Origin of the sequence: Pedobacter soli (assembly GCF_900101435.1) — a bacterium.
Classification (GTDB): domain Bacteria; phylum Bacteroidota; class Bacteroidia; order Sphingobacteriales; family Sphingobacteriaceae; genus Pedobacter; species Pedobacter soli.
The window spans coordinates 117,721-143,709 of record NZ_FMZH01000010.1 but is presented as its reverse complement, the minus strand read 5'-3'; the positions used below and the strand labels follow the sequence as shown (position 1 = coordinate 143,709).

General features: G+C 40.9%; 19 protein-coding genes. 7 read left to right on the top strand and 12 right to left on the bottom strand.

What is annotated here, in order from left to right:
- The first annotated feature begins 171 nt into the window (after window positions 1–171).
- The 6 genes from BLR37_RS19640 (at window position 172) to BLR37_RS19615 (ending at window position 10,254) form a co-directional block, all read left to right on the top strand.
- Entirely contained in the window at window positions 172–1,338 is a 1,167-nt protein-coding gene (locus BLR37_RS19640) for a DUF4185 domain-containing protein (protein ID WP_090771578.1), read from the top strand.
- A gap of 377 nt (window positions 1,339–1,715) precedes the next feature.
- Window positions 1,716–2,282 carry a sigma-70 family RNA polymerase sigma factor gene (locus tag BLR37_RS19635; RefSeq protein ID WP_090771576.1) on the top strand — a complete coding sequence of 189 codons (567 nt, stop codon included), beginning with the start codon at window positions 1,716–1,718 and terminating at the stop codon, window positions 2,280–2,282.
- A gap of 122 nt (window positions 2,283–2,404) precedes the next feature.
- A complete protein-coding gene (locus tag BLR37_RS19630; protein ID WP_090771574.1) occupies window positions 2,405–3,412 on the top strand; it encodes a FecR family protein in 1,008 nt (335 codons plus the stop codon).
- A gap of 116 nt (window positions 3,413–3,528) precedes the next feature.
- Window positions 3,529–7,026, top strand: a complete 3,498-nt coding sequence (locus tag BLR37_RS19625; RefSeq protein WP_244154708.1) for a SusC/RagA family TonB-linked outer membrane protein — start codon at window positions 3,529–3,531, stop codon at window positions 7,024–7,026.
- A gap of 12 nt (window positions 7,027–7,038) precedes the next feature.
- The gene (locus BLR37_RS19620; RefSeq protein ID WP_090771572.1) at window positions 7,039–8,610 is read left to right on the top strand and encodes a SusD/RagB family nutrient-binding outer membrane lipoprotein; all 1,572 of its coding nucleotides are present in this window, start codon (window positions 7,039–7,041) and stop codon (window positions 8,608–8,610) included.
- Window positions 8,611–8,634: 24 nt separating this feature from the next.
- Entirely contained in the window at window positions 8,635–10,254 is a 1,620-nt protein-coding gene (locus BLR37_RS19615) for a DUF5689 domain-containing protein (RefSeq protein ID WP_090771571.1), read from the top strand.
- Between the two features lie 289 nt (window positions 10,255–10,543).
- Here BLR37_RS19615 and BLR37_RS19610 read toward each other — a convergent pair whose 3' ends face one another.
- Window positions 10,544–11,134, bottom strand: a complete 591-nt coding sequence (locus BLR37_RS19610; RefSeq protein WP_090771568.1) for a hypothetical protein — start codon at window positions 11,132–11,134, stop codon at window positions 10,544–10,546.
- Window positions 11,135–11,490: 356 nt separating this feature from the next.
- Between BLR37_RS19610 and BLR37_RS19605 the strand changes: the two genes are divergently transcribed.
- Window positions 11,491–12,366 carry an NmrA family NAD(P)-binding protein gene (locus BLR37_RS19605; protein ID WP_090771566.1) on the top strand — a complete coding sequence of 292 codons (876 nt, stop codon included), beginning with the start codon at window positions 11,491–11,493 and terminating at the stop codon, window positions 12,364–12,366.
- A gap of 175 nt (window positions 12,367–12,541) precedes the next feature.
- Here BLR37_RS19605 and BLR37_RS19600 read toward each other — a convergent pair whose 3' ends face one another.
- The 11 genes from BLR37_RS19600 to BLR37_RS19550 all read right to left on the bottom strand — a co-directional run bounded on the left by BLR37_RS19600 (window position 12,542) and on the right by BLR37_RS19550 (window position 25,944).
- Window positions 12,542–13,867 (bottom strand): S41 family peptidase, encoded by a 1,326-nt coding sequence (locus tag BLR37_RS19600; RefSeq protein ID WP_090771564.1) that lies wholly within the window; start codon window positions 13,865–13,867, stop codon window positions 12,542–12,544.
- Window positions 13,868–13,901: 34 nt separating this feature from the next.
- A complete protein-coding gene (locus BLR37_RS19595; RefSeq protein WP_090771562.1) occupies window positions 13,902–14,354 on the bottom strand; it encodes a MarR family winged helix-turn-helix transcriptional regulator in 453 nt (150 codons plus the stop codon).
- Between the two features lie 582 nt (window positions 14,355–14,936).
- Window positions 14,937–17,144, bottom strand: coding sequence for a peptidase domain-containing ABC transporter (locus BLR37_RS19590; RefSeq protein ID WP_090771561.1), 2,208 nt, complete (start codon window positions 17,142–17,144; stop codon window positions 14,937–14,939).
- Window positions 17,141–18,346 (bottom strand): HlyD family secretion protein, encoded by a 1,206-nt coding sequence (locus BLR37_RS19585; RefSeq protein WP_090771559.1) that lies wholly within the window; start codon window positions 18,344–18,346, stop codon window positions 17,141–17,143. Before BLR37_RS19585 ends, BLR37_RS19590 begins: the two co-directional genes overlap by 4 nt.
- A gap of 91 nt (window positions 18,347–18,437) precedes the next feature.
- Window positions 18,438–18,644 (bottom strand): bacteriocin, encoded by a 207-nt coding sequence (locus tag BLR37_RS19580; protein ID WP_090771557.1) that lies wholly within the window; start codon window positions 18,642–18,644, stop codon window positions 18,438–18,440.
- 72 nt (window positions 18,645–18,716) lie between these two features.
- Window positions 18,717–18,950, bottom strand: a complete 234-nt coding sequence (locus tag BLR37_RS19575) for a hypothetical protein (RefSeq protein WP_090771555.1) — start codon at window positions 18,948–18,950, stop codon at window positions 18,717–18,719.
- 258 nt (window positions 18,951–19,208) lie between these two features.
- Window positions 19,209–19,442 (bottom strand): hypothetical protein, encoded by a 234-nt coding sequence (locus tag BLR37_RS19570; RefSeq protein WP_039478364.1) that lies wholly within the window; start codon window positions 19,440–19,442, stop codon window positions 19,209–19,211.
- Window positions 19,443–20,750: 1,308 nt separating this feature from the next.
- Window positions 20,751–21,674, bottom strand: coding sequence for a DUF4886 domain-containing protein (locus BLR37_RS19565; protein WP_090771553.1), 924 nt, complete (start codon window positions 21,672–21,674; stop codon window positions 20,751–20,753).
- An 18-nt stretch (window positions 21,675–21,692) separates the two neighbouring features.
- Window positions 21,693–22,856, bottom strand: a complete 1,164-nt coding sequence (locus BLR37_RS19560) for a glycoside hydrolase family 88/105 protein (RefSeq protein WP_208599694.1) — start codon at window positions 22,854–22,856, stop codon at window positions 21,693–21,695.
- Between the two features lie 4 nt (window positions 22,857–22,860).
- Window positions 22,861–24,918, bottom strand: a complete 2,058-nt coding sequence (locus tag BLR37_RS19555) for an alpha-galactosidase (RefSeq protein ID WP_244154707.1) — start codon at window positions 24,916–24,918, stop codon at window positions 22,861–22,863.
- A gap of 162 nt (window positions 24,919–25,080) precedes the next feature.
- Window positions 25,081–25,944, bottom strand: coding sequence for a glycoside hydrolase family 16 protein (locus BLR37_RS19550; protein WP_090771549.1), 864 nt, complete (start codon window positions 25,942–25,944; stop codon window positions 25,081–25,083).
- Window positions 25,945–25,989: the final 45 nt, after the last annotated feature.

The window sequence follows — 25,989 nt, the reverse complement described above, 5'->3', positions numbered from 1 at the left end:
CGGGATACATTATAATCAGACCAGAAAACCAGCTATGCGTGAAATGATAGTGGTAAATATCATATCTTTATTTTTATTGATTGCTTTAGCCTTCCTGACTATGATTTTTGTTGATCTTCCGATCTTCAAATATTTTTATGGCAGGATAAAAAATATAATTTAATCCATTCTATGAAAGCTTTTGTATCCCTGTTATTGTTAAGTTCTGTTGCTTCTTTATCGTTAAATGCACAAGAACTGGATAGCATCAGGTTTAAAGTAGCAACTGCACCCGAATGGACCAATCTGTTTAACAGAACGGATGGCTGGTTCGGTGGCGACGGGATTTACAGCATTGCATTAAACGGGAAGGAATCTTCGCCGCCTAAAGCGAAAAAAACATTGTTTATTTTTAGCGACAGCATGATCGGGAAGGTAAGTGATGGCAAAATGGAGCCTAATGCCGTAATGATCCACAATGCAGTTGCGGTGCTGGATGGTCATGAGCCCGATCCCAATAAAATCAGTTTTAGCTGGAAAAAGGTCAGTCAAAAACCCGAATCTATCTTCGTGCCCAAAACACCATTAACGCAGGCTGGTGACTATTACTGGCTTGGCGATGGTTTTGTAAACCAGGAACTGGATAATGCCACTTTCATTTTTGGTTACCGCATTAAAAGTACAGGTGGTGGTGCTTTTGGCTTTGCCGAAGTGGGCAATACTTTAATCAAAATTAAGGCTGATGAGGCCTTGCCTTTTCAAAATTACGAACAAAAAGATACCCCATTTTATCTCGACCACGATGGTGAAACAGGTTCTTTTGGGGCAGGCATTTATATCAATACCAAACAGGCCGGCGAAGTAAATGCCGATGGTTACATTTATGTATATGGTACTTCCGGAAAAACCAAGAAGCTTTTAGTTGCCAGGGTTCTGCCAAAAGATTTTGAAAACTATAGCAAATGGAGCTACTGGGACGGAGCCAACTGGCAGGCCGACATTAAACAATCGGCAGCGGTAACAGATCAGGTTTCAAACGAGCTCAATCTTTCGCAACTGCCTGATGGACGTTATGCACTGGTGTTTCAGCAAAGCGGTATTGGCAGACAGATTTGTATGCAGCTGGGCAAAACACCTTACGGCCCTTTTGGTAAAGTAATTAAACTGTGGGATACTTCGGAAGCCATTGAGTTGAAATCATTTTTTACTTATAATGCAAAAGCACATCCCAGTTTATCAAAAAAAGGAGAACTACTGATTAGTTACAATGTAAACTCATTCGATTTTTTAAAGGATCTGCAAACACATCCTAATCTTTACCGACCGAGGTTTATCAGAGTAAAATTTGAAGGAATGTAAGATGAGGGGGATTTCAACAGTTACTCTGTTGCCTGCGGCTGCATTAGTTAAGCGATTCAAGCTATCATAGGTATAACTGAAGGTATTGGCCGTACGATTGGTATTATTCAGGACATAAAAATAAAAAGCCTGGTGCTTTTCCATTTTTGAATTGTATTAATGTAATTCAAAATTGCTTCTAAATGGATGCAGGCGCGTTGCCAGAACGAGGATTATCCTGACCAAAATGAAGAAAGTGAACAACAGCTATCAGAGAAATGTAGCTAAATCATACACAACTACATATTCTACACATGCATTGCATTAATACATCGCTAACATAAACGCAAAGTTCTGTTAATGTTTCGGTAACGTGCGCGGGCTAATTTTGCGCCAGCATGAAGGATATATATGTAAGCAAAAGTGATGAAGATTTAATGTCTTTGTTAATTAATGAGGATAGCCTTGCTCTTGAAACGCTGTTTAACAGGTATTATCCGGCCTTATGCAAATTCACTTCCATTTACATCAGAGATTTTAGCAAAGCCGAAGAACTCGTTGCAGATTTGTTTGTGAAATTATGGGACAAGCGGAATGACTTACAAATTAAGTCGATTAAAAAATATCTTTTTGCCTCAGCCAAAAATCTTTCTTTTAATGAAATACAACGTGTAAAATTAAACACGTTAAGCTTAAACGATCAAGAAGATTATTTGAATTATCCTGATGTTTATTTAAACCCGCATGATTTACTGGCCAGCCGCGAATCGTATACCGAAATTATCAGCTTGATTAATTTGCTGCCCGAACGTCAGCGCGAGGTGCTTCTCATGAGCCGGATCGACATGCTTGAAAAAAATATGATTTCAGAGATGTTGGGCATCTCTGTCAGAACCGTAGAAACATTGTTGTATCAGGCAGTAAAAAGCTTCAGGCAGCTGGCAGCCGATCGGCCGGCCATTTAAATGCCAGTTTTAATTCGAGGCAACCGATTCGGGTTGTTAACACTTTATTAATCATAACTTAACCTTTTCAGCTACGTATCTTCTTCGTTTCTCCTGTCTTTACAAATAGAACAGCAGGAATAATGGACCAACATTACTATAAATTAATTGAAGATTACAGCAATAAAACGATCCGAAGCGAAGACCTTACCGATTTATTGATCTGGGTAGAGAGCAGTCAGCAGAACCAGCAGCTTTTCAGGGAAACGCTACAGGCTTTCGAAGCAGCAGATCAGTTTTTGAACAAGCCTGCACATCAGCAGCAAAGCTGGACATCCATTCAGCAGCACCTGGCAAAAAACACCACTGTGCAAACTGCAGTAATTAAAAAAATCAGTTACGGCAGGTACATCAGCATCGCCGCAGCTGCAATCGTTATTTTAATGCTGCCGGTTATCTACCTTACCCTAAACCGTACCAAACCAGTTGTTGCGGTTACTTACCATGAGATCTATAATCCCAAAGGCCAGAAAAGACTTGTAGCCATGCCCGATGGATCAAATATTTACCTGAATGGCGATAGTAAAATCCGCTATGCCCAAAACTTTAATACGGGCAAGAGACTGGTTTATCTGCAGGGTGAAGCTTTTTTCGATGTGCAACACCGCGATAAACAGCCATTTGTAGTTTACACCGGAAAAGTAAGCACAACTGTTTTGGGTACTTCATTCAACATTAATGCTTACCAATCTGCCAAAACAATTAGCATAACCGTTCAAAGCGGTAAGGTTGGGGTTATTGTAAAGCATAACGACAAAGCAGAAGCGGTTAAATTTCTTTTGCCAAACGAACAGCTAAACATCATCAAAGAAAATGGGGCGGCCACAAAAACTACTGTAAACGCTGCTGAGTTTGACAGCTGGCGGGAGTACAAACTGTTTTTTTATAATAAGCCGTTAAGCGAGATTGCTGAAATAGTTGCCAGGGAATATGATGTTAAAGTGGTAATTAAAAGCGAAGCCTTAAATGCAATGAAACTTACCGCAAAATTTAATAAGAGTACTGTAAATCAGGTTATGGAAGTAATTGCCAGGCTATCTGGTGCAAAATATAAAATCTATGAAAACAAGGTAATTATTTATGAACAATAAATTAGGAAAGTAGATATGGAATAAGCTTACAAAAATAAAATGGCCCGAAATGCTGGACACATTCCGGACCCGGAAAACTGTTTAAACTCATTTGAAAAGTAAAACTTAGTAAAGATATGAAAATTAATACCAGATGGATGAAAAACATCCATCAGTATCACTCCAAACTGATCATCATAATGGCATTCATTTTTGTTGGTATGCTCTTGGTCAGCAATGATGCAAATGCACAATCGGATAAGAAAATCTTATTCGAAGCAGACGGAATAACATTAAAAAAAGCTTTTGAAAATGTAGAAAAGCTTAGCGGAAATACAATCGCTTACAACAATACCCAATTAAACGATCAGAAAAAGGTTTACGTTGCCCGTGGTTTACGCCCTGTAAACGAGGTGATGGATCTGCTATTAAAAGGATTACCTTTTAGTTATAAGATTAATGCGAATGGTAGTATTGTTATTACCTCAAAAAATATAGTTTCAGGGAAATTAGCCGGCGTAGTGGTTGATGAAAATAACGATCCGGTACCGGCTGCAACGATTAAAGTAGTTGAATTAAACTTGCTGGGCCAAACCAATACTAATGGTGAGTTTAACCTGAATGTGGCTGCCGGTACTTATACCCTCGAAGCGAGGTTTATCGCTTATGAAATAGCACGTAAACAACAGGTTAAAGTAACTGGCGGTGCTACAACCCAGGTTAATTTTAAGCTAAAGGCGGCTGATAATTCACTAAATGAAGTAGTGGTTACGGCTTTAGGTATTAAAAGACAGGAAAAAGCACTTGGTTATGCCGTAACCAAAATCGATAGTACACAGTTAACTGATGCGGTATCGACCAACTGGACCGACGCTCTTTCGGGCAAGGTTGCGGGTTTGAACCTGATCAGATCGAACAGCGGTCCGGCGGGTTCAAACAAAATTATTTTGAGGGGCGAGAATAACCTTACCGGTGACAATGAGGCTTTGATTGTGTTAGATGGAGTAGTCATCAACAACAGCGGAGGCAGAAGGACTGCAAACGGTTCTGATGGTGTGTATGGTACCGGCAGCGATAATATGCCAGCCGATTATGGGAGTTCGATCAACGATATCAACCCGGAAGACATTGAAAGTGTAACTGTATTAAAAGGCCCCGGAGCTGCCGCTTTGTATGGACAACGTGGTGCAAACGGAGCAATTATCATTACCACTAAATCGGGCAACTCGAAACGTAAAAAAGTGGGCATCAAATTTACTTCTAACGGATCTTTTGAAGAAGTAAACCGCTGGCCGGATTTGCAATATGAATATGGTCAGGGTTTGGACGGGGCTCCCTATTACTCTTACGGCACAACTGCCGATGGTGCAAGTACAAGCGGAACCAGTTCGGCTTACGGACCGCGTTTCGATGGTCAGATGTTTTTTCAATACGATCCGGTTACGCAAACTACAGGTAAAACCAGAACTCCGTGGGTACCTTATAAAAACGAAATCAGAGACTTTTTTAGCACCGGGGAGAATTTAACCAACTCTTTAAGTTTAGATGGCCGTTATAAAAACACCACCGCCCGTTTTTCGATTACCAACCAGAACAACACCTGGATTGTGCCTAAAACGGGTATCGAGCGTACAACAATCACTTTATCAACCAATACAGATATAACCTCGAAGTTAAAAATTGCTACCAAAATCAATTATGGCAACCGTTTTAGCGATAACTTACCCGGCGCAGGTTATGGTAACCAATCTTTAATGTACTGGTTCATTTTCTGGCAGCCAAATGCCAGTATCGATTGGATCAAGAACTATTGGGTAAATGGGAAAGAAAATTTATCAATTAAATATCCCTTCAGCTCATTTCCAGAAAACCCATATGCGGTAGTCAATGAGTTCATAAACCGAACCGGCCGTAACAATGTTACTGCAAATATCCAGGCCAGTTATCAATTCAATAAAGAATTGAGCTTGCTAGTTAGATCGAGTATCGACTATTCTGAAGAAAGACGTGCTCAGGAGCGTCCGTATGATGCGGGAAGCCGTTTACCACAGGGTTCTGTACGTCAACAGCACATCAAGGCCCAGGAAACCAATATCGATTTCTTATTGAGGTATGAAAAAAAGATCAGTAAAGATTTTACGATCAATACCACTTTGGGCGGTAGCCAGTTAAGGAACAAATACAATAAATCAGATCTGCGTGCCGATGGACTTGTGATTCCGAATGTATATGAACTGACCAACAATTTATATCCGTTAATTTCTATTCCCGATACAAGCAGATACAGGATTAATAGTTTTTACGGGGTTTTATCTACCAACTATAAAAATTACTGGTATGTAGAGCTTACCGGCCGTAAAGATTGGAGTAGCGTATTGGCCACAGCCACCAGAACAGACAATGTTGGGTTCTTTTACCCGGCAATCAGTACCAGTTTTGTGCTTTCAGAATTCTTTAAGTTACCGAAGGTAATCAGTTTCGCCAAATTAAGAGCTTCGGTTTCTCAGGTAGGTAGTGGTGGTACTACGCCTTACCGTACCGCCTACACGTATTCTTTAGCCGCCAATGGTACCTATCCGGACAGTTCACTAGTAAACCCAACTATTTTACCGAATGAAAATTTAAAACCTTTGAAAACTACTACCTATGAGGTTGGTACTGAGGTAAGTTTATTTAAAGGCAGATTAGGCTTTGATGTTGCTGTTTATGCCGGAAATACCAAAAACCAGATTTTAACCAGGATTGTAGATCGTTCTTCTGGTTTTAACCAGGCCCTGATCAATGCCGGACAGGTAAATAATACAGGTGTTGAGGTAGCGTTAAACGGAACACCAATTAAGACAAAAGGTGGCTTCAAATGGACCATGAACGCCACTTTTGCTTCCAATTCCAATGTCATTAAAGCATTGTCTGATAGTTCGATCATCCTGCGTACCGGTCCGGTAGCGGGTGGCCAGATTGTGGCAAAAGTTGGTGGCAGTATGGGCGACTTATACGGTAGAGGTTACGTACGCGATCCGCAAGGAAATGTGGTTTACGATGCAACAACCGGCTTTGCTAAAATTACCAATGATGTAGTTTACTTAGGTAATACCATGCCTAAATATAAATTCAGTATTGGAAGCACGTTCGCTTATAAAAGTTTGAGTTTAAGTGTATTGTTCGATGCACAGGTAGGTGCAGTTGCACACTCTTTGTTAAACTACAAAATGGTAGAGCAAGGTAAACTAACCAGCACTTTGCCGGGAAGATATAATGGCATTATTGGTAATGGTGTGGTGCAGCTCGCTGATGGCTCTTATGTGCCCAACACTACTGTAGCTTATGATATTGACGAATATTACCGTTCACATATGGGCGCTGATAATGCTGAAGGAAGTACATTCAGTACCGATTTTATCAAATTCAGGGAAGCTTCTTTAAATTATAAGTTTAATCCTAAATTTTTAAGAAAATTAGGCCTTTCTTCTGCAACTTTTGGTGTGTACGGACGTAACCTTTTTATCTGGTCGCCATGGCCAATGTTCGATCCCGAATTTGGTACGCTTAGTGGTTCTGATATTGTGACAGGTTTCGAAATCGGTCAGTTTCCCTCAACCAGAACTTATGGTTTCAATTTATCAATAGGCATATAATCTTTTAAAAAAATGAAAAAGAATCTATATAAAGTTATTGCAGTTTTAGGTGTGTCTATGACCACACTTTCAGCTTGCGATAAAAACTTTCAGGAGGTTAATATCGATCCGATCAATATCCTCACTTCTACCCCAGATAAATTATTGGCTCCGGCTTTGGTCAATTCCCTTACCCCTGGCATGATGCGTAACCGTAACTTCAATAACGAGCTCATGCAAGTTACAGTTAGCATTAGCGATGGAGAGGGTACTGTTTTCAGATATGAATACCGGAATACCTATTCAGATTATCTCTGGAATGCCTGGTACATACAGTTAACCAATTTTAAAGATATTTATAAACAGGCCGGAAAACCCGGCACGGAAAATAAATCTTACCAGGGTATTTCTTTGGTGTGCCAGTCGTGGATATACTCTATGTTATCTGATACTTATGGCGACATCCCCTATTTTCAGTCCAATAATGCAACGGGTGGCGTTTTAGAACCCGCCTTTGATAAACAGCAGGCTATTTACCTGGATATGTTTAAAAAACTGGAAGAAGCAAATACTTTATTAACTGAAGGAACTGCTATTACACCTTCAAGCGATCCAATCTTTAAAGGCGACATCGCAAAATGGCGAAAATTCTGCAATTCCTTATATTTAAGGTTATTGTTAAGGGTTTCGGGTAAAACAGAAGTAGCTGCGCAGGTAATTGCAAAAATTAAAGAGATTGTAGATACCAATCCTGCAAAATACCCTATCATGGCCAATAATGCAGAATCGGCCACTTTAAAATGGACTGGTTTAACCGGAACCGATCCCTTTGTTAATCCATATGTAAATGGCGTAAGGGTACAGGATTTCAGATCGCCAGCCATTGGAAGCTTTTTCATTGAGCGCCTGGCAAACTGGAATGATCCGCGCATAGATATCAACAATGCCAATGGCTATGCAAATAACGGTATCAACCGATTGGGTATCTCACAGGGACCTGGCGGCTTTGTAGGGGTGCCAAGTGGCTATGCTATTGGTGCCGGCGTGGTTAAACAAGCCTATTTCTATTCTTATGATCAAACCAGTTCAAGTGTAGCAATTGGTGCAAGATCTTTGCAACAATCGGCACAAACCGGAATATTAATGAATTATGCCGAGGTTCAGTTTATTTTAGCCGAAGCTGCATTAAAAGGTTATATCGGTGGCTCGGCAGAAAACTATTACTATGGTGGTATGACCGCGGCGATAAACTATTGGGTACCCAATTTTCCTACCTCTATTACCAGTCCCGTATTTACCAAGTATGTGAATGAGGCAGATATCGACTGGTTAAATACAGGCTCAACTGAAGATAAGCTCGAACAAATTCATGTACAGAAGTATTATGCATTATTTCTGGTAGACATGCAACAATGGTTCGAATATCGTCGTACGGGGCACCCCGTGCTGCCAAAAGGCCCAGGTTTAAGAAACGGCGGTGTAATGCCTGCAAGGATGACTTACCCTGTTTATGTTCAATCTGCAAACCCAACAAATTACCAGGCTGCTGTGGCAGGGCAAGGGCCAGATGTAATATCAACAAACGTTTGGTGGCAAAAACCCTAATTCGGAAGTATTAAAATTATTAACATGAAAAAGATATTATTATATAGCATTCTTTTATTTACCGTTCCTTTTATATGGTGCGGTTGTAAAAAATCGAATTATCCGGGAGGTGTTGTCAGTAACTATATTCCGCTTTTCGATTTGAGAAGCCTTTACAAAGGTGAGGATGTGACTTTGAGTACAGATAACATGTTTGGCGCTAACAGCATTGCCGCCGTAGTTATTTCAGATCACTCTGGTAAAAACCTGCCTGAAGGTATCCTTATTGTTCAGGATCGTATCCGGTTAAATGAATTGCGTGGTATTCAAATCCCTATAGGAACAGAAGCTGCTAAATACGTGCCTGGCGATTCTGTTCAGATAAACGTAGAAGGCGGTGTGTTAAAACGCGTTAACGGTAACTTACAAATCACTAATGTAAGTCCATCAGCTGTTAAAAAAGTAGCATCAAACCGAACAATTGCCAAAAACAGAGTTCCCAGCAGTTTTATTCTTGCTAATCCTGATAAATACGAAAGTACGTTGTTGGCAATTGTAAAGGGTGGTTTTGATCCCCTCCCTACACCTACCGATATCTTATCGGGTGATAAAAAATTAAATGATGGTTTTGGCGACATTACTTTACATACAGCTGCCAATGCAACTTTTGCAAACAATAGGCTGCAGTTTTCGGCTAACTATTATGGGATCATCATCAATAAAGTGAATAGCACAGGAGACCTGGTTCCAGAGCACCACATGAGAACAATAAAAGATGTAATTACCTTAAGTTCAACGCCGGAAATTCCTGACTTCATTATCTCAGGGTGGATTCCTGATCCTAAAGGAACCAATGCTAACAACAATTACATCCAGTTTATCGCAACAAGAGATATCGATTTTGCAGCTACGCCATTTTCAGTAGTGACCACAAATAATGCCGGCGCCTCAACACCAACAGGTTTTCCTGCAAATGGTTGGGCCACTGGTGGGCTCCGCACCTATAAATTTAATTTAACCAGCGGATCAGTGAAAAAAGGAGGTTATTTTTACGTGGGCGGAACAGGCAAAATGATTAACAGTTCGAATTCGACCCCAATTCCTGCAGCGCAATACATCAGGGCAATTAACTATTCTACCACTGCAGGTGATGGCTTCGGTTCGATTACCAATACCTTACTAGCCAATAGTGGTAATGCCTACGGTATTGCCGCATTTAAAGGCACAACCGTTACATCTACCACCAGACCAATGGATGTGGTATTTATACACAACGGAGGCAGTTTATTTACACCAGGTCCGCCTGCCCAGGGTTATTTAATTACCAATACCGATTTTTATGATGTTTATGATCCTTTAGAGGTCGATATTTCCGATTCCAACAAAGGATATCAACCCTATTACCTACAAGGAACCAATACACTCAAGTTTAATTACCATAATAATAGCGTGGCAGATTTGGGCTGGTATTATAAAGCCGGCGGGGTTTATAGCGTAACATTAGGTAAATGGGTTAAAGCCAGAAGCATGAAATATATTATTTTATCGAAAGTTGCTCCCGTTGCTACCATGGCTACCATAGAAGATGATAATGTTGTGATCAATTATGGTGCTGCCGGTGAAGAAATAAGCAGAGATACTATTCCACCTACCAGAATCAAATAATATTTTGTTAACAACGGAAAATACCCAGGCATTCATATGTTTGGGTATTTTTTATTCCATACCTTGCCCGGTTAATGCTCCTCGCTTTCAGGTCTAAACTTATTTAAAGCTTAAGAAAGGCTTTCATTAACCCAAAAAGTTTTATTTAGTTGGTTTTGGAATGGTTTAGAAAAGGGAAAGTTAATTTTAATGCTCGTTACCGGATCATTCTGGAGGTAGGTTTAGTGGGCTTATTGGTGGAGTGTTCAGGTTATTTTAAGGATGCTCTTCCTCAGCAGAATTCTGCCGTTTATTTCCGAAGGTTATCAGCTGGGGGGTATACCGATAAAAAAGCTTTTTGCCCGGAGCATTTAAGCGGCTTTTGTGGTGGAAAGGAAAAAGCAGCTGCAGGGTAAAAAAGCAGTCGTAGATTTGGCAGGTTTTCCTCCGGCATAATTGCTATCTTAGGCCAGATAGAGCAGATACGATGTTTAATACTTTCAAGGGTAAAAAAAGTAGCATTCAGAATGATATTGCAAAGGTGAAAGTGGCTAAGGTGCAGTTGAGTTTGTTTTAGGTCAGTAAGGTTTTTGTGGAGATTATTTGAGTCAGTTAGTTTATAAACTGCTCCTCCTTTTTGCAATTCACAGCTGACCGTAAAGCGAGATAAATCTGACTTTTTTGGTAGAAATGTCAGGATAGTGAAATATTGATAATGCCCCTCACCTTTCTGGCCTGCCTGGTTTGATTTTTGAATAGTGCCCGGTATGAAAAAGTATCTTCCATTTTTATTTGCAACTGCGGTTTCGCTGGTAGCTATTTTGTCCTCTTTCACACTGGCCGATCCGGAATTAGGAATTTCTACTGCTCTGCTAAGCTGGGTGAGTTGCTTCTGGATCATTTCCGGTAGTAGAAAAAACCGCAACTGTCTTTCTTAATTTGTATTCCAATAAATCCTGGCTGCCGCAGGAGATCCTGGCGGGTGGCCCAAAAGGCTTCGGCATTCCGCCCCAATAGCCCATAATTTGGCTTATCTTGTCAAGATGCGATTATGCTTGAATAATGAGCATATATCCCTAAAAGTTATTTCTTCCCCAATTTTGGCAGGCAGCAATTGCTTAGCAGCGTTGCAGAGGCAGATTGGCAGCAGCATTCATCGGTTCAGGGAGGAGCTTTAAGCTAAGCTGTAGTTCTGCTGCGCTATTACTTATTCCTTTTTTTATAAAACTTCTGCCTGTTATGGCGGTTTAGTTAGTTATGAAATCTAATTTTGTCATCTTAGGAGGAACCGGTCATATCGGATCGGCTCTGGCCGAACAACTTTTAAAACAGGAGAAATCTGTGCTCATTATCGGGCATAACGAGGAGAAAGCGGAAGTTTGGAGGAGTCGGGGCGCAGGTTTTGAGACTGCGGATGTGCTGGATAGCGAAAAACTACATGAGCTTTTTGGACTGGCTGATCGTCTTTTCATTTTAAATCCGCCTGCATATCCTGGCAAGGATGCTGAGGCACAGGAGCGAAAACAAGTTCAGAGCATACTCAGTGCACTAGCAGGGCTAAAGCCCGAGCAAATTGTGATGGCCTCAACCTATGGCGCCAGGGATGAGGAAGGGATATTTGATCTGGGCACCCTTTATGCGCTTGAGCGGGGACTCAAAGCCCATGAATCTCCCCTTGCCATTATTAGAAGTGCTTATTACATGAGCAATTTAGATATGCCTGCGGAAATGGCGATTGAATCCGGAAAATTTGATACGCTGTTGCCTGCTGACTTTAAATTACCGATGGTCTCGCCTGTCGATATCGGTCATTTTGCGGCGCAAGTAATCAATGAGATGCGGACGGGAACTTTTTATATTCAGGCAGCCGGGGAGTATAGTGCAGCAGATGCGGTGGGTATATTAAATGATATCCTGGATAAAAATATCAGGGCAAACGAAATTCCTAAAAAAGATTGGGCCGCTTATTTGCAGAAGGCAGGATTCTCTGCTGCTTCAATCCGCTCATTTACCGGCATGACTGAGCTTACCATAAATGAAAAATTTAAGGCCCCGGATCCTTACTTTGGAAAGACCACGCTGGAGCATTACCTCAGCGGGCTGGTGCAAAAATCATCGGTCAAAAGAAGCTGATTAAACGATGTCTTAGGGATAACAAAGCCGCCCAAACTGGCGATTTCATCCAGAAGGATCCTCAAACATCACGTAGTCATATTTCATTCAAGCGCTGTCTTTTTGTTTTAACCCGACCTCCGCATCGCTTTCCTTTTCAAGCGGGGTCAGTTGCCTGCTAAACAGCCTTTGCTTTTTATTCCGGAGTTTGCTGCCGCTCGATTTTTTCCGAATAGCCATCGCTCCAAAATATCCTGATGTTCCGGTACTGCCCGTTCCCGAGCGATTCAAATCGTACCTGGTAATCTTTCCCGACCTGATAAAAATCCTTTTCAATCGGTACCATAACAGCTGGAGCGATATTCTTCTGATTTACATCCCTGAAGAAAAGTTGTCCACCTTTGCCGGTAATCTCAAATTCTGCAAACCTACCTGTAAAAGAGTCTAAATTAGTTTCAGTGATCCTGACAGAAGAAAGCATCGATTTGTTGTAATTGATTATCCACACCAAAACATCTTTTTCTTTCCCGGTGGTTTTAGCAATTTTATCCGACAATATTAAATTGTGGGCGGTGGTCAAAGGATTCTCCATTGTGCTAACATCAGGAATCACTCCTGTCCCTTCCCAGTCAGTTCCAGTTTTCGCATTTTCTGTTCGCTGATAAGGTATAAATCCTACAAAGCCATTACCTAAACTAAAGCTACGGGTTAGATGTGCTCCTCCACTGGTTGGGCTTCCCACTACCGTTGCTCCCCTTTGCTGTTGTAATACATATGCAAATCCTTCACCAGCGGAGTAAGTATTTCTCCCGGTCAGCAAATACACGGGCATATTAAGATGTATGGGGTTACGATTGGATTTATATCCCTTAACATAGCTGTTAGTCCATTTGTTACCGATCCTGCTATAGGACCGGCCAATGTTTGTCTTTTGCTGAAAAAAATAAGAAAGTATCTCTCCTGAAGCTTTTCCATTGCCACCGCGGTTCGAACGCAGGTCAATTATCAGGGCCTCGCAATTGACAAGATAGCCCATTACCGAACCAAGCGTTTTGCTAAAATCTTTATTGGGTAACGCAAATCCGTTGAACTCCAGGTAACCAACGTTACCTGGTAGCATTTCAATCTTTTTGAAGTAAAAGTTCTTCTTCTTTTCACTTTGCAGATCAGTAACCAGCTGTGTTGGCCTGCTATTGTAACTCAATATTTCTTTCTCAAGTGAAGGATTGTAAACAATACGAAAATGTTTATTGTTGAGTACGGACTGCAATTGCTTGAAAAGTGTACTTGCAAGCAAATTCGGATCAAGTATGTTGTCATACGAACCACTATCAATTTTGGAATGTAAAAACACCGAAGCATATTCTGCTTTTTCCGGAAAAACGTAATTCGTCACCAGAGCGGCCCCCAATTGTTTAATAGTCTGATGGATCTGCTCTTTGGAAAGCTGTGTTGACTGCTGAGCTAAGGCCCCCATGCACACAAACAAGAGCATCGAAAGTATTACTAAATTCCTTTTCATAGTTTTTTTTTAGCAGGTATGGATTGATTTTATCTTAGTTGCCGGAGCGCTCAGCTTTGAATGAAGTGTTCCTTGTGATCCGGCTGAGTAAATCATCCAATAGTACCAATTCATCTTTGCTCAAAGTATCAAGTGCGGTATTTCGGTTAGTCTCAATTACCGGCTGAATAACTTCTAAAATAAGTAGCCCTGTTTCTGTTAAATCCAGTAAAGACCTACGCCTGTCATTACTGTTGATATTGCGGATCAGAAATCCCTTAGTAACCATCAGTTCAATCATGCGGGTTATAGAAGCCATATCTTTAAAAACAGTTTTGGCCAGTTCGTTTTGTGGAGTTCCGGGATTTTCCTGTATGGCCTTCAGCAGCAACCATTGGTCAATTGTGATATCGATGCCGGCTGCTGTTATGTTGTGCTGGGCGTATTGCCTGTAACTTTTTATTGCACGTTCAAGTGTATAAAAAATGATGTCCTCTAACTTTTCCATATTTTATTGACACAATAATAATTGATATGTCAATTAAATGCAAATTTTTATTTTGTTATGATATTGGATATTTCGGCAAAAGTGTAGGCGCTGATTTTTGGATCAATATTTCTTCGCTCAGCAATTCCTTTTAATTCTTTAAGTTCAGGCCAGATAAAGGGCTCAGCAGTTTAAATGTTACTTGATATGATCTTGGATCCGTCGGATGGGATTTGAGGGCTTCTTTTGGAGGGATATTTAGCTTTGCTCTTTAAATTATGCTTTTCCGATCTTTAGGAAAGCGTGTGCTATCGTCATCTGACCGGATGATTGGGAGTGTTTCCTCGTGGAAGAAAATTTGAGATCGAGGCCTGTTTTTGTTCAGAGGGAAAGGGACAATTTAGGCAGCCGCCCTGGCAGTCGAATTTGCGTACAGCTTGGTCCGAAACGGACTGTACAGTTTCATTGAAATATGCAATCTGGCCAGCACTACAGTAATCTACCAGGCTTTAGCAGCTGAATTTCTAAAACAGAAAAGCGCAGTCCACGCACTAACCAGGCTGCACTCTTTTCAATCAAAATAACTGAACTTAACCCTCCTGATCAGCTCTGAGGCATTTGGGGAAACTGCTTGCTCCACATTCCAGAATACATTCCACCTAAGCCCAATAGTTCCTCGTGGCTTCCCTCCTCAATGCGTTTGCCTTCTTTTAGTACCACAATCTTATCGGCATTGACCACTGTACTCAACCGGTGTGCAATCAATATAATCGTTTTCCCCTGTTCCCTAAGTAGGGAAATAGCGTGATGGATATGCTCCTCGGATGAAGAATCGAGTGAAGAAGTAGCCTCATCGAGTATCAGTATCTCCGGGTCACGGTAAAGTGCCCTGGCAATAGCCAACCGCTGGCGCTGTCCACCCGATAAATTGGTTGCATTTTCACCAAGATAGGTATCAAAACCATTGGGCAGGCGCTCTATAAAATCCATGATGTGCAGTTGGGCGCAGATACGGATGATCTTTTTCATGTCTGGTTCCATGTCCCCGACAGCAATATTCTCGATTACGTTCCCGGCAAAAAGATGTACATCCTGTGGCACGACGGCAACCAGTTTGCGCAGCGATTCATTGGTAAGGTAATTGATGTCAAATTCCCCGATCATGATATTACCCGACTGCAAAGGATAGATATTCTGCAACAAGGAAAGCAGTGTAGTTTTTCCCGAGCCGCTTTCGCCCACAACAGCCGTGATTTTTCCCCTGGGTACTTGCAGATCAAAACCATCAAATACCGTTACCCGCGTTCCGTACCTGAAATGTACATTCCTGAATACGATATCGCCAATCATATCCGGGGTAAGATCAGTCTTGTTTTCTATTTTTTCACGTTCCAGGTCCATGATCTCAAAAAGCCTGTCGGCAGCGATACGTGCATCCTGAAATACTTTGTTCATACCGATCAGGCTGATCACCGGCCCAGTAAAATAGCCGATAATGGCATAAAACGATAACAGCTCTCCCGGGGTGATCATATTCTGCAGTACAAAACCCGCGCCCGCCCAAAGGAGGATTACCGCAAAAATACTGGAGATAAAACCACTGGCATTCCCTACCAGAAGCGAATTGGTACCTGAGGTATATACGGTTTTTAGCAGGTTAATAAACCTGATCTCGGTCTTCAGATTGGAAAAATTCTCCAGTCCGAACCGCTTGATGGTACTCACCGCATTTACCGATTCTACCAGCTGGTTTTCCAGCTCAGCGCTTTTTTCCATCAACTGTCGCTGGGTAGCCTTATTCAGCCGGTTGGATATATAATAAATGAGTGCATACAAAGGAACGACGGTGAGCATAATCAGCGCCAGTTTCCAGTAATAGGTGAACATTAGGGCAAAGGAAAAGATCAGGATAAAAACATTGACGGCAAAGCCAACCAGTACATCATTGATAAACGCCCTGATCTTTACCGCATCGTTCATCCTGGAAATGATTTCACCCACCCGCATGGTATCAAAAAATGCCTGCGGTAATCTTAAAAGATGCTTATAGTAACCTAAAATGAGCCTGGCATCAATCTGCTGCCCGGTCTTGATGGTTAGTAGCGTTTTTGCATAATTGATAAAGATCTGTACCAGAATGATGATGATCATGACCGTACCCATCAGGTTGAGCAGGTTCATATTTCCCTCCGGGAGCACATTGTCTACGATCTTCTGCAGGAATATTGAGGTAGAAAGCCCCAGTATGGTATAAAATACTGCTCCTATCAGTACCTGTAACAGTACCGATTTATGCGGCATTAAAAGATACAGAAACCTTTTTTCCAGCGAAATCCGCTCGGTTCCTGCAGTAAAATCGTCTCCAGGTAAAAGCATAATCAGCACACCGGTCCATTTTCCCCTGAACTCATCCGGTGTCAGCCTTTGCATTTCGCCGTAAGCCGGATCCATCACCTCTACATAGGATTCGGTAATGTGGTACAGCACGATATAATGGGCAATGTTGTTGTGGTTCACATGTGCAATAACCGGCAGCGGAATGGTAAAAAGATTATCATAAGCTGCTTTGACACCCTTTGCCGAAAAACCGAGCCTGGCCGAGGCTTCTATCAGCCCCAGTACATTGGTTCCTTTCTTATCGGTGGAAGCATATTGGCGAATACGCGCAATGGGCATATCCAGTCCGTAATGGATGGCGATAGATGCCAGACATGCCGCACCGCAATCGGTTACATCATGCTGCTTGATAATGGTTTTCCTTGTCTTTTTACCGGACCAAAAGCCCTTAAAAAACTGTTTGATGCTTTTCATAGACCTGCCTGCTGTTTTGTTTTACTTTCCGGGATGACATTCGGGTTCAGCCAATCATCCGCCTTATCATATAATAATTGGAAAAGGGTCCTTCTGGTTACAAAAAAACGCGCCTGGAGTGTCATCCCTTTTTTGATCCTTCCCAGATAGCCGTTACGCAGCTTTAAACTGTTTTTATCTAACAAGCACCTCACCTTAAAAAACGGCTGTGCGCCGTTTTGCATAAAAACGTCGCTGGAGATGGAAATTACCCTGCCCGTTGCCAACCCCCACTCGTTATAATTATAGGCATCGATCTGGAAACGTGCCTTTGTGCCCACATGCAAAAGTCCGATATCTTTGGGCTGAACGTAAGTTTCGGCAATCAGGCCTGAGTCAGGTGATATCTCGCCCAGAATCTCATTAGCTGAAATCGAACTGCCCGGCTGGATGCCTTTTAGTTGCTGCACGGTACCGGTAAGCGGCGCCTTGATCGTATAAAATTCCTTTTCTTCCCGATACTGTCTGTCCTTACTCCCAAGCTGCTGCCTCTGGATATTTAACTGATTGAGTTCGGTTTGCCATTTACTTCCCTGCTCTTCCCCGATCAGCGAGAGTTCATTAAACACATTGTCTTTTTTAAGTTTTACCTCATCGTATTCCAGCGCAGAAACGGCCTTTCTTTTGTAGAGATAAGCATAGCGGTCATAATTTTTATAGGCCAGTTGATAACGGGCTTTTGCCTCGGTAACCCGCTGCATAAAAAGGCTGTACTGCTGACCGTAAACCCCTGATTTAAGCGGCAGTTTCTTAGACCAGTCATTTCTGCGGTAAGCATTAATTAGCAAGCCCAGGTCATACAGCTGATCTTCGACATCTTGCTGCTGGAACTCATTAAGTTCGCCCTGACTTTCGATATTCTCTTTTTTAATGGTCAGCAGCACCTGCCCTGCCCTGACATGCATATTTTCCTCGATAAAAAGCGAATCGATCCTACCAGCTACCAGAGGCTTGATCTCATTGCGCTCAGCAGCGGGCCTAAACAGCCCTGTACTTTTTACATTCACATCTACCCGGATCAGGAACATGGCCAGAAAAGCTGCGATCAAAACGGCGAGCATCACCTGATAGATCACCTTGGTGTAGGAATTATGGGTATGAAAATGGTATTCGGCCGTATTTTCAATAACCTCTTTCGGGAATATGTATTTATCGCTGTCCATAAATTAATTTCAATTGCCAATCCATAGCTATCGCCTTGAAACCGGTGACAGCCGGCAAGCCCTATCTTAACAGGATTGTCATTTTATTGTTTTAGCCAAACCATCCCAGCCCCAGATCGATATCCTTTCCAATGGAAAGCGTTGTACTGCTCTGATGGTCCCCATAAGCATTCTTAAAAGTGATACTCAACAAACTATCGGCACCTGCACTGAGCAAAATGCCAAAACCCGCCGCATTCCCGCTTTGTAAAGCGCCACCACTAATCTGGGTTAATTCTTTTTCTGTTAGGTTTTCCATAAGGTCATATTTATTAAAAAAGAAAAAGGAGGATAAAAAATTTACCCCCCTAAATCTAGTATGAACTGGTAATTATCTGCTTAATGATTCGAACAGGCCTTTTAAACTACCACCGATGTTGTTCCCGATAGAAAAGGAGCTGGCACTTGATTCATCACCATCCCTGCTTTCGGTCTGGAATGACAATAAATTGCCGATACCGATCGATCCCAATAAACCGCCTGAATTTGAAGAATCATTGTTTCCAAACAGGCCGCCACCATTAATCTCTTTCATTTCTGTTAAATTCAATTCCTGCATTTTCATAATAAATAGATTTAATTTTGCCTACTCTTAAAGGTTTTCGGCTTCCCCTTATTATAACAAACGCATCTTTTACAAATACGGATGTGCCTAAAAGCCTGTTTTCAACAACGACTCAGCGTACATTAACCATAGTGGTTGTCGATAAATTAAAACAATTAACCGCTACGAGGTGTTAATGCGCACAAGTGGCTAAAAACGAGCGCATAAAAAAGGACTTCCGAAGAAGTCCTTTTTATAAAATTGAGTTTTTACGTCAAATTAGCTGGTTAAGCTTTTGAATAATCCTTCCAAGCTTCCACCGATGTTATTCCCCAAAGAGAACGAGGTTTTACTCGATTCATCACCGTCGTGCGTTTCGTTTGAAAATGATAACAAGTTACCAATGCCGATCGATCCCAAAAGACCGCCCGAATTTGACGAATCATTACCACCTAATAAACCACCACCGTTGATTTCTTTCATTTCGTTTAAATTTAACTCTTGAAGTTTCATAACGTTTCTAATTTTAATAATGCCTACTCTGTTTGAGGTTTTCGGCGACTCCTTTTATTCCATCCTTGCGGACTCACTATAACAACGGCCGCAAGCCTCGATAAGTTTAAGGTTTACAAGCGCCGCAGCGAATAACTTAATCGCACCTGTTGTCTCTTCAATCATACTAGAAACTTAAAACATACGTTTTCACGCGCGAGATTCGCAATCTCCTTCAGAACGACACGCGCTAAACATAAATATTGGTTAGGGATTAATTTTTGTTTCGGTTTTCTTTAAATATTTCTTAAGTACCAAATCGTTTCTGCCAAAATCATTGAACATTTTGTTCTAAATTAATTAAAAGTTGCTGTTGAAATGAACTGTGAAAATGAACACAAATTGATTGTAAAACCTAAAAAAACGGTCTTAAAAGGCACAAAAAAGCCCTTCAGGTTATCCTGAAGGGCGATTTTTTGTCAGTGGGCCTAGCTGGGTGTTTGACACACCACTTCCTATCTGATTTACGTTTAATCGCAGATTTGGCTAAAAATATTTCAGATGTAGATAAATAGCAGAATGTTTAATTTTTGGATTAACTTGCTTCTAAGTTTAACAATATAATCTTAGCTTTTTAACAGACTGGGTATTTCGGCAAAAGTGTAGGCGCTGATCTTTGGATCAATATTTCTTCGCTCAGCAATTCCTTTTAATTTTTTAAGTTCAGGCCAGATAAAGGGCTCATCAGTTTAAATGCTACTTGATGTGATCTTGGATCCGTCGGATGGGATTTGAGCGTTTCGGGGCTTCTTTTTTTTGGCGGGGGCGATATTTAGCTTTGCTCTTTAGATTATGCTTTGCCGATCTGTAGAAAAGCATGAGCTATCACCATCTGACCGGATGATTGGGAATGCTTCCTGGTGGAAGAAAATTTGTGGTCGAGGCCTGTTTTTGTTCAGAGGGAAAGGGACAATTTAGGCGACTCCCGGCGGCCAGATTCGTATACAGTTTGGCCCGAAACGGACTGTACAGTTTTAGTGAAATATGCAGTATAGTTGGTAATTTAGACGGATAAAGAACCAAATGCTTTTTTCTATACGGCTGTTCAGTACGGTTCAAACTTCAGCGGAAGCGAAATTAGATAGAAGTCATAAGAATTTTTTCGCAGAAATTCCATAAAAAACCTGCTGATACCAATCGGGTTAATTTACTATTGTACTTAACCAAAAACTATGCGAGTATAAAAGTTGATAACGATAGTGCTTTGATTGTTATATCATTTCAAGATTGAATGTAAAATATGTTGAATTAGAAGAATATTGCCAGAAATTATTTTGTATTAATCTTTACGAGGTGAGCGGCAACTTTAATCATATAATTTTTAAAATCACCTGAAACAGTCTCTGGTTTAAACGCTATTTGCTTAACTGGTTCTTTAAAAAGTAAACCGTACCAAATTAGTCCGCCCAAATATTTTCCGGCATCGTTGGCATGATTGGGATCGAAAGCTAACTCCTGTTTATTCCAGAAATAGCCTACATTAATAGAATTGGTTTGATCTGGAAGATTTGGTGCTAACAGATGTTCGAAATCGAAATCTGCATCTTTTTTATACCCATACTTTTTACTGGTGGCTACTTCCTCAAACGCATCGCCAACAGGCAAAATTCTGGCATTAAATTGTTTTGCTAATTTATGATAGGCCGCCTGCGATCTTTGCCACATTTCCTTTTGATTTTTAGCTGATTGAGTTTTGTCTATTCTCCCAAACTTCTTTGCATCAGTGCGATAAGCCCAGGTTTGATGAATTACAATTTCAGCATTAGGCTGAAGTTTCTTAATATAGTCAACAAGTTTTTGTGCATATGGGTTATAGCTTGATGAATCGCCGGAAAGGTATGAATATTGCTGAATGGTAACTACATCCCAGATACCTTTTGACAATAGCATTTTTAACGATTTGCCGCCATACGGCTTTCCTTTTGTATCGGTTGAATCCTTTTCAAATTTTTCTACATAGCTCCAATGCTGCTCCAAAGAATGTCCACCAAGCTCTGCCCTGCCAATAATTAATGTTTTACCTTTTTCTTTGGCTATTTGAGGAAGAAAAGTTGTTGCATTTTGCGAAAAACTATTTCCGATTACAAACAAGCGTAAGGTGTTATTGCCGGTTTGGCTGAAAGCATTAAAGCTAAAAACCAGCAAAAAAAACAGTATACTGCTGCCTTTAAATTTTAAAAAATTTGATTTCATTTAAATGTATTTTTATTTCTACCTCGCTTTTGGATGGGCTTTCATGTATTTGTAGATTTCTACTCCGGAAAGTAAGAATGCACCCACTCCATACACCTCTGTACTATTTGCATCTACTTTATCTGGGCTGGCACCAATTGGCTGAACATAGCCTAACTTACCGTCCGGATGAACTGCAGAAGTTAATGCCACCCACGATTTTTTAACAACGGGCAAGTAAGTTTTTTCATCTAATAATCCCTTATTTAATCCCCAGGCCATTGCATAACAGAAGAATCCCGTTCCGCTCATTTCTTTAACTGGAAAGCTAGCCGGATCTAACAAAGAGGCATGCCAACTGCCATCAGGCTGCTGTAATCTAACAATTCTGGCCAGCATATCTTTATATAGTTTTATAAATCTTTCCCGATCGTGATGGTTTTCAGGCATATTTTCTAATACCCGTACCAGGCCTCCGAGTACCCATCCATTGCCTCGCGACCAAAATACTTTAGCTCCATTCTTCTCTTTTTTATTGAAATAACTTTCATCTCTGAAATATAAACGCTCAGCCGGATCGTACAAGAAATCGGTGGTTTTCCACCAAAGTTTACTGGCCATATCCAGGTATTTTTGATTACCCGTTGCTGTACTCAAATACGCCAAAGATGGTGGTGCCATAAAAAGCGCATCGCACCATGCCCACTCCCGTTTCTGAATATTGTTTCGCCAGTTTAATGGCTCATCATGGGGAGCTGCGACAATACTATCGGCTAAAAGTGTGAAAGGTGTAATCATTTTCTGCTCTCTGTATTTGCTGTATAGCTGTGCATACGTTTGTCCTACACAATAATCATCAGCATAAAAACGAATGTGTCCGGTATTCCACCCTACATCATTTCCGATATCAACCAAGGCTTTGAGGTATTTTTCATTGCCTTTCATATTTCCTAAAGCGAAAATCCCGGTGTAACAAGCGCCATTGGTCCAATCTGCCTTGCGATGATTAAAACCTTTGGTATGCCAGGTATTAAATTGCCAATCGGCCACGCGCTTCATTATCTTAGCAATGTCTTCGGTTTTAAAGGATGAATCTCTGCTATCTGCAACGTTGGCAAAGCCAGTAAACCAAGTACTACATAACATGGCTATCGAGAAAAACATCAGCTTTATTTTGAAATAATTCATTTGTGTAATCATCATTTTATTATTTTACTTCTTCAATTTTTAGAACAACACTTTTGCGGTTTGAGTTTACTTTGGGATTAAAACCAATCGTCATCAAAAACTCACCCGAGTAAACGGTTTCAGCATTAATATTGCTTTTGGTATCTGGGTAAAGGTTAATTTCGGAAAGTTTATATTGCTTTTTGGCATCTAAACCTTTTAATTTAATAGGCTCTTTCGAGCCTTTCTCATAACGGTTATTTACAAGATAGTTAAACACCACGCCACTGGATTTATCGGCGCTAATGTACATGATTGAAGCCACATCACGTTGCCATGGATCGGACAGGCGGTATTGATCGCCATGCCAGACAATGTCTTTTATTTCGTTGTAAGCTGTTACTGTTTGCTGGCAAAATTTAAGTTCTTTCTCATCAAGCTTAGCCATATCGATATCGAAACCCAGTTTGCCCATCATCGCAACATCAGTTTTAAATTTCAGGTTTTGCCTGCCCCAATCGGTAACATGATTGGAAGTTGCAATTGAGGGAAAGAAATAAGAATATTCCCACTGGATAAAAATTCTTTCCAATGGATCGGTGTTATCGCTCGGCCAGAATTCTGTAAAATATTTTAAAGCAGCATAATCTACCCTACCGCCGCCACCTGAACACAACATCATGGGAACCTGTGGATATTTTGCCCTGATTTTTTCCAAAACCTGATATAAACCTTTAACATATTCCAAATAGAGATGCGTTTGATTGCTTAAATGGCTTGAGTAAGCATTGTAGATTACCGCATTACAATCCCATTTAATGTATGCCAGCTTTGGATTTTTAGTTAAAAGACCATCAACAATTTTGTAAACAAAATCTTGTACTTTAGGATTGCTCAAATCTAAAACCAATTGGTTTCGATACAATTTTTCAGGCCGCTTGGGCTGCTTGATTATCCAGTCGGGATGTTTTTCATAAAGTTCACTCTTAGGACTAACCATTTCAGGCTCCAGCCAGATACCAAATTTTACGCCCCTGGCATCGGCCTCTTTCACTAATGAACTTATCCCGTTAGGAAGCTTTTTCTTGTTTTCCTGCCAATCGCCTAAGGCAGCGTTATCGCTGTTCCGGGGATATTTTTTGCCAAACCAACCATCATCAAGTAAAAAAAGATCTACACCTAATTTTTTTGTATCACTTAGTAGCCGCGCCAGTTTTTGCTTGTCGAAATTAAAAAAAGTAGCTTCCCAATTATTTAACAAGGTTAAACGAGAACCATTACCCTCTAAAATGCGGTAATTTCTGGCCCAATTTTGGAGCTTTCTGCTGGCATCGCCTTTACCTAAACTGGAAAAAGTAAAGAGAAATGCAGGCGTGGTAAAATTAGTATTTGGTTTTAGCTCGTAGGCTGAAGCATGATTATTTACCCCTGCGATAATACGTAGATTATTCAAAGGATCTAGTTCTAAATCGATCCTGAAATTCCCCGACCATTCCATGCTACCGTAAAGCACCTCGCCATGATCTTCTTCTGCAGGTGCATTTAACGAAATCATGAAAGTTGGTGGTTGATAGAGATGCGCCCTTGTACCCAGTTTGCTATCTAATACCCTATATCCATGCGTAAGTTTAGATTCTTCTGGCTGCATTTCCCTGGCCCAATCGCCATGATATTGCTTTAGCCAAAAACCATTTGCTTTGAGATAAAGATTTGCCGAAGCGTATTTATCCAACCTAACGGCTTTTTTTTCGTTATGCTTTATATTTGTCCATTGCTCCACTACATCTTCGTTCGCATAAACTTTATAGTTCAGCGTTACCTCAAATGGATAAACCGGATCCTTTAACAGTACAGTAGTTAAAAAAACGTTGTTTTCCAGCATCTTAGCTTCATGACTAACATAGTGCAAATCAAGCGAGGTATTTCCGTCGGCATGAACAACAGCCATGGCAGGCTCGACCAGATTTTGAGACCCTGAGGCGGTGTAAGCAGCATTCAAAATTCCTGAATAATCATCGCCTTGCTGATATAGACCTGCAATTTTATTGTACTCTTCTTTGTTGCTGAGTTTCTTCCCGAAATATACAATCTTTGGCACACCGCCCTTATCAGTTCTTAAGACTATTGCATTATTTTTGCTTTCAACTGGGATTAAAATTGTTTGCGCACTAGCACCAAAAGCAATAAATACCGTTAGCAGAACGACAATTAGTTTTTGGAAATTTAATATGGAGTTGCTCATCATTTTTGCTTAACATTTTTATTTTTGATAAACCCTCAGATAATCTATCTCAAATCGGGCAGGAAAGCTAGTTTTCGATGGATCGCCACCTTGTTTTCCGCCAATAGCCAAATCAAGAAGCATGTAATGAGGTTGTTTAAATGGGTTATTGCCTGTTCCATCCTGATTAATTAATTTATCCATCTCGAGCTTATTCAGCAATTGATCATCTACATAAAGCGCAATACTTTTTTCATCCCAATCCATACGCCAAATATGAAATTTATTGGCCCAGGCCTGGCTACCCAATGAATCGATATTTTTTTCGACGCTAAACCAGGCGTCTTTTTTATCCGCGCCCATGTAAGCAATATTGGCTAAAAGTTTTTTGCGGTAGTATTCCATAATATCAATTTCACCAGTAGCTGGCCAGGTGCCTTTTATACCTAAAGTCCACCATGCCGGCCATATTCCATCGCGGGTATCAATTTTGCCACGCATTACGAAACGGCCATAAAGCCAGCTGTGCAAACCTTGTGTTTTGATACTCGAAGAAGTGTAATCTGCCTGCTTTCTGTTTCTTTTCCAATCGTCACTTCCCTCAACAAAATTCGGATTCGTTTTGCTTTCCCTCCTCGCCTCTAAAATTAGCCTTCCGTTTTCGCACCAGGCATTATCTTGCTGATACCATTGAAATTCTTCATTTCGTTCAAAGCCATTTTCATATTTCCATTTGGTTCTATCGGGTGCTCCGCTGTAATTAAATTCCTCTTTCCAAACCAGTTTATATCCATCACTTTCTAATTTGGGAGGTTTTGCATTCTCGCTTTGTTGTGCAAATAGCGAAATCGATACAGGCAGGTAACAAGCAATCAGCAGATATTTCAAAAAATATTTTTTCATATTGATTTATTGGGGTTAAAAGCCTCAACTGTGGCTAAATTTGAT

What these genes read in the sequence shown, in the direction of transcription:
- BLR37_RS19635 (WP_090771576.1), top strand. Translation starts at nt 1,716, where the DNA reads ATGAAGGATATATATGTAAGCAAAAGTGATGAAGATTTAATGTCTTTG.
- BLR37_RS19640 (WP_090771578.1), top strand. Translation starts at nt 172, where the DNA reads ATGAAAGCTTTTGTATCCCTGTTATTGTTAAGTTCTGTTGCTTCTTTA.
- BLR37_RS19615 (WP_090771571.1), top strand. Translation starts at nt 8,635, where the DNA reads ATGAAAAAGATATTATTATATAGCATTCTTTTATTTACCGTTCCTTTT.
- BLR37_RS19595 (WP_090771562.1), bottom strand. Translation starts at nt 14,354, where the DNA reads ATGGAAAAGTTAGAGGACATCATTTTTTATACACTTGAACGTGCAATA.
- BLR37_RS19605 (WP_090771566.1), top strand. Translation starts at nt 11,491, where the DNA reads ATGAAATCTAATTTTGTCATCTTAGGAGGAACCGGTCATATCGGATCG.
- BLR37_RS19580 (WP_090771557.1), bottom strand. Translation starts at nt 18,644, where the DNA reads ATGGAAAACCTAACAGAAAAAGAATTAACCCAGATTAGTGGTGGCGCT.
- BLR37_RS19620 (WP_090771572.1), top strand. Translation starts at nt 7,039, where the DNA reads ATGAAAAAGAATCTATATAAAGTTATTGCAGTTTTAGGTGTGTCTATG.
- BLR37_RS19625 (WP_244154708.1), top strand. Translation starts at nt 3,529, where the DNA reads ATGAAAATTAATACCAGATGGATGAAAAACATCCATCAGTATCACTCC.
- BLR37_RS19600 (WP_090771564.1), bottom strand. Translation starts at nt 13,867, where the DNA reads ATGAAAAGGAATTTAGTAATACTTTCGATGCTCTTGTTTGTGTGCATG.
- BLR37_RS19630 (WP_090771574.1), top strand. Translation starts at nt 2,405, where the DNA reads ATGGACCAACATTACTATAAATTAATTGAAGATTACAGCAATAAAACG.
- BLR37_RS19585 (WP_090771559.1), bottom strand. Translation starts at nt 18,346, where the DNA reads ATGGACAGCGATAAATACATATTCCCGAAAGAGGTTATTGAAAATACG.
- BLR37_RS19565 (WP_090771553.1), bottom strand. Translation starts at nt 21,674, where the DNA reads ATGAAATCAAATTTTTTAAAATTTAAAGGCAGCAGTATACTGTTTTTT.
- BLR37_RS19570 (WP_039478364.1), bottom strand. Translation starts at nt 19,442, where the DNA reads ATGAAACTTCAAGAGTTAAATTTAAACGAAATGAAAGAAATCAACGGT.
- BLR37_RS19575 (WP_090771555.1), bottom strand. Translation starts at nt 18,950, where the DNA reads ATGAAAATGCAGGAATTGAATTTAACAGAAATGAAAGAGATTAATGGT.
- BLR37_RS19550 (WP_090771549.1), bottom strand. Translation starts at nt 25,944, where the DNA reads ATGAAAAAATATTTTTTGAAATATCTGCTGATTGCTTGTTACCTGCCT.
- BLR37_RS19610 (WP_090771568.1), bottom strand. Translation starts at nt 11,134, where the DNA reads ATGATCCAGAAGCAACTCACCCAGCTTAGCAGAGCAGTAGAAATTCCT.
- BLR37_RS19590 (WP_090771561.1), bottom strand. Translation starts at nt 17,144, where the DNA reads ATGAAAAGCATCAAACAGTTTTTTAAGGGCTTTTGGTCCGGTAAAAAG.
- BLR37_RS19560 (WP_208599694.1), bottom strand. Translation starts at nt 22,856, where the DNA reads ATGATGATTACACAAATGAATTATTTCAAAATAAAGCTGATGTTTTTC.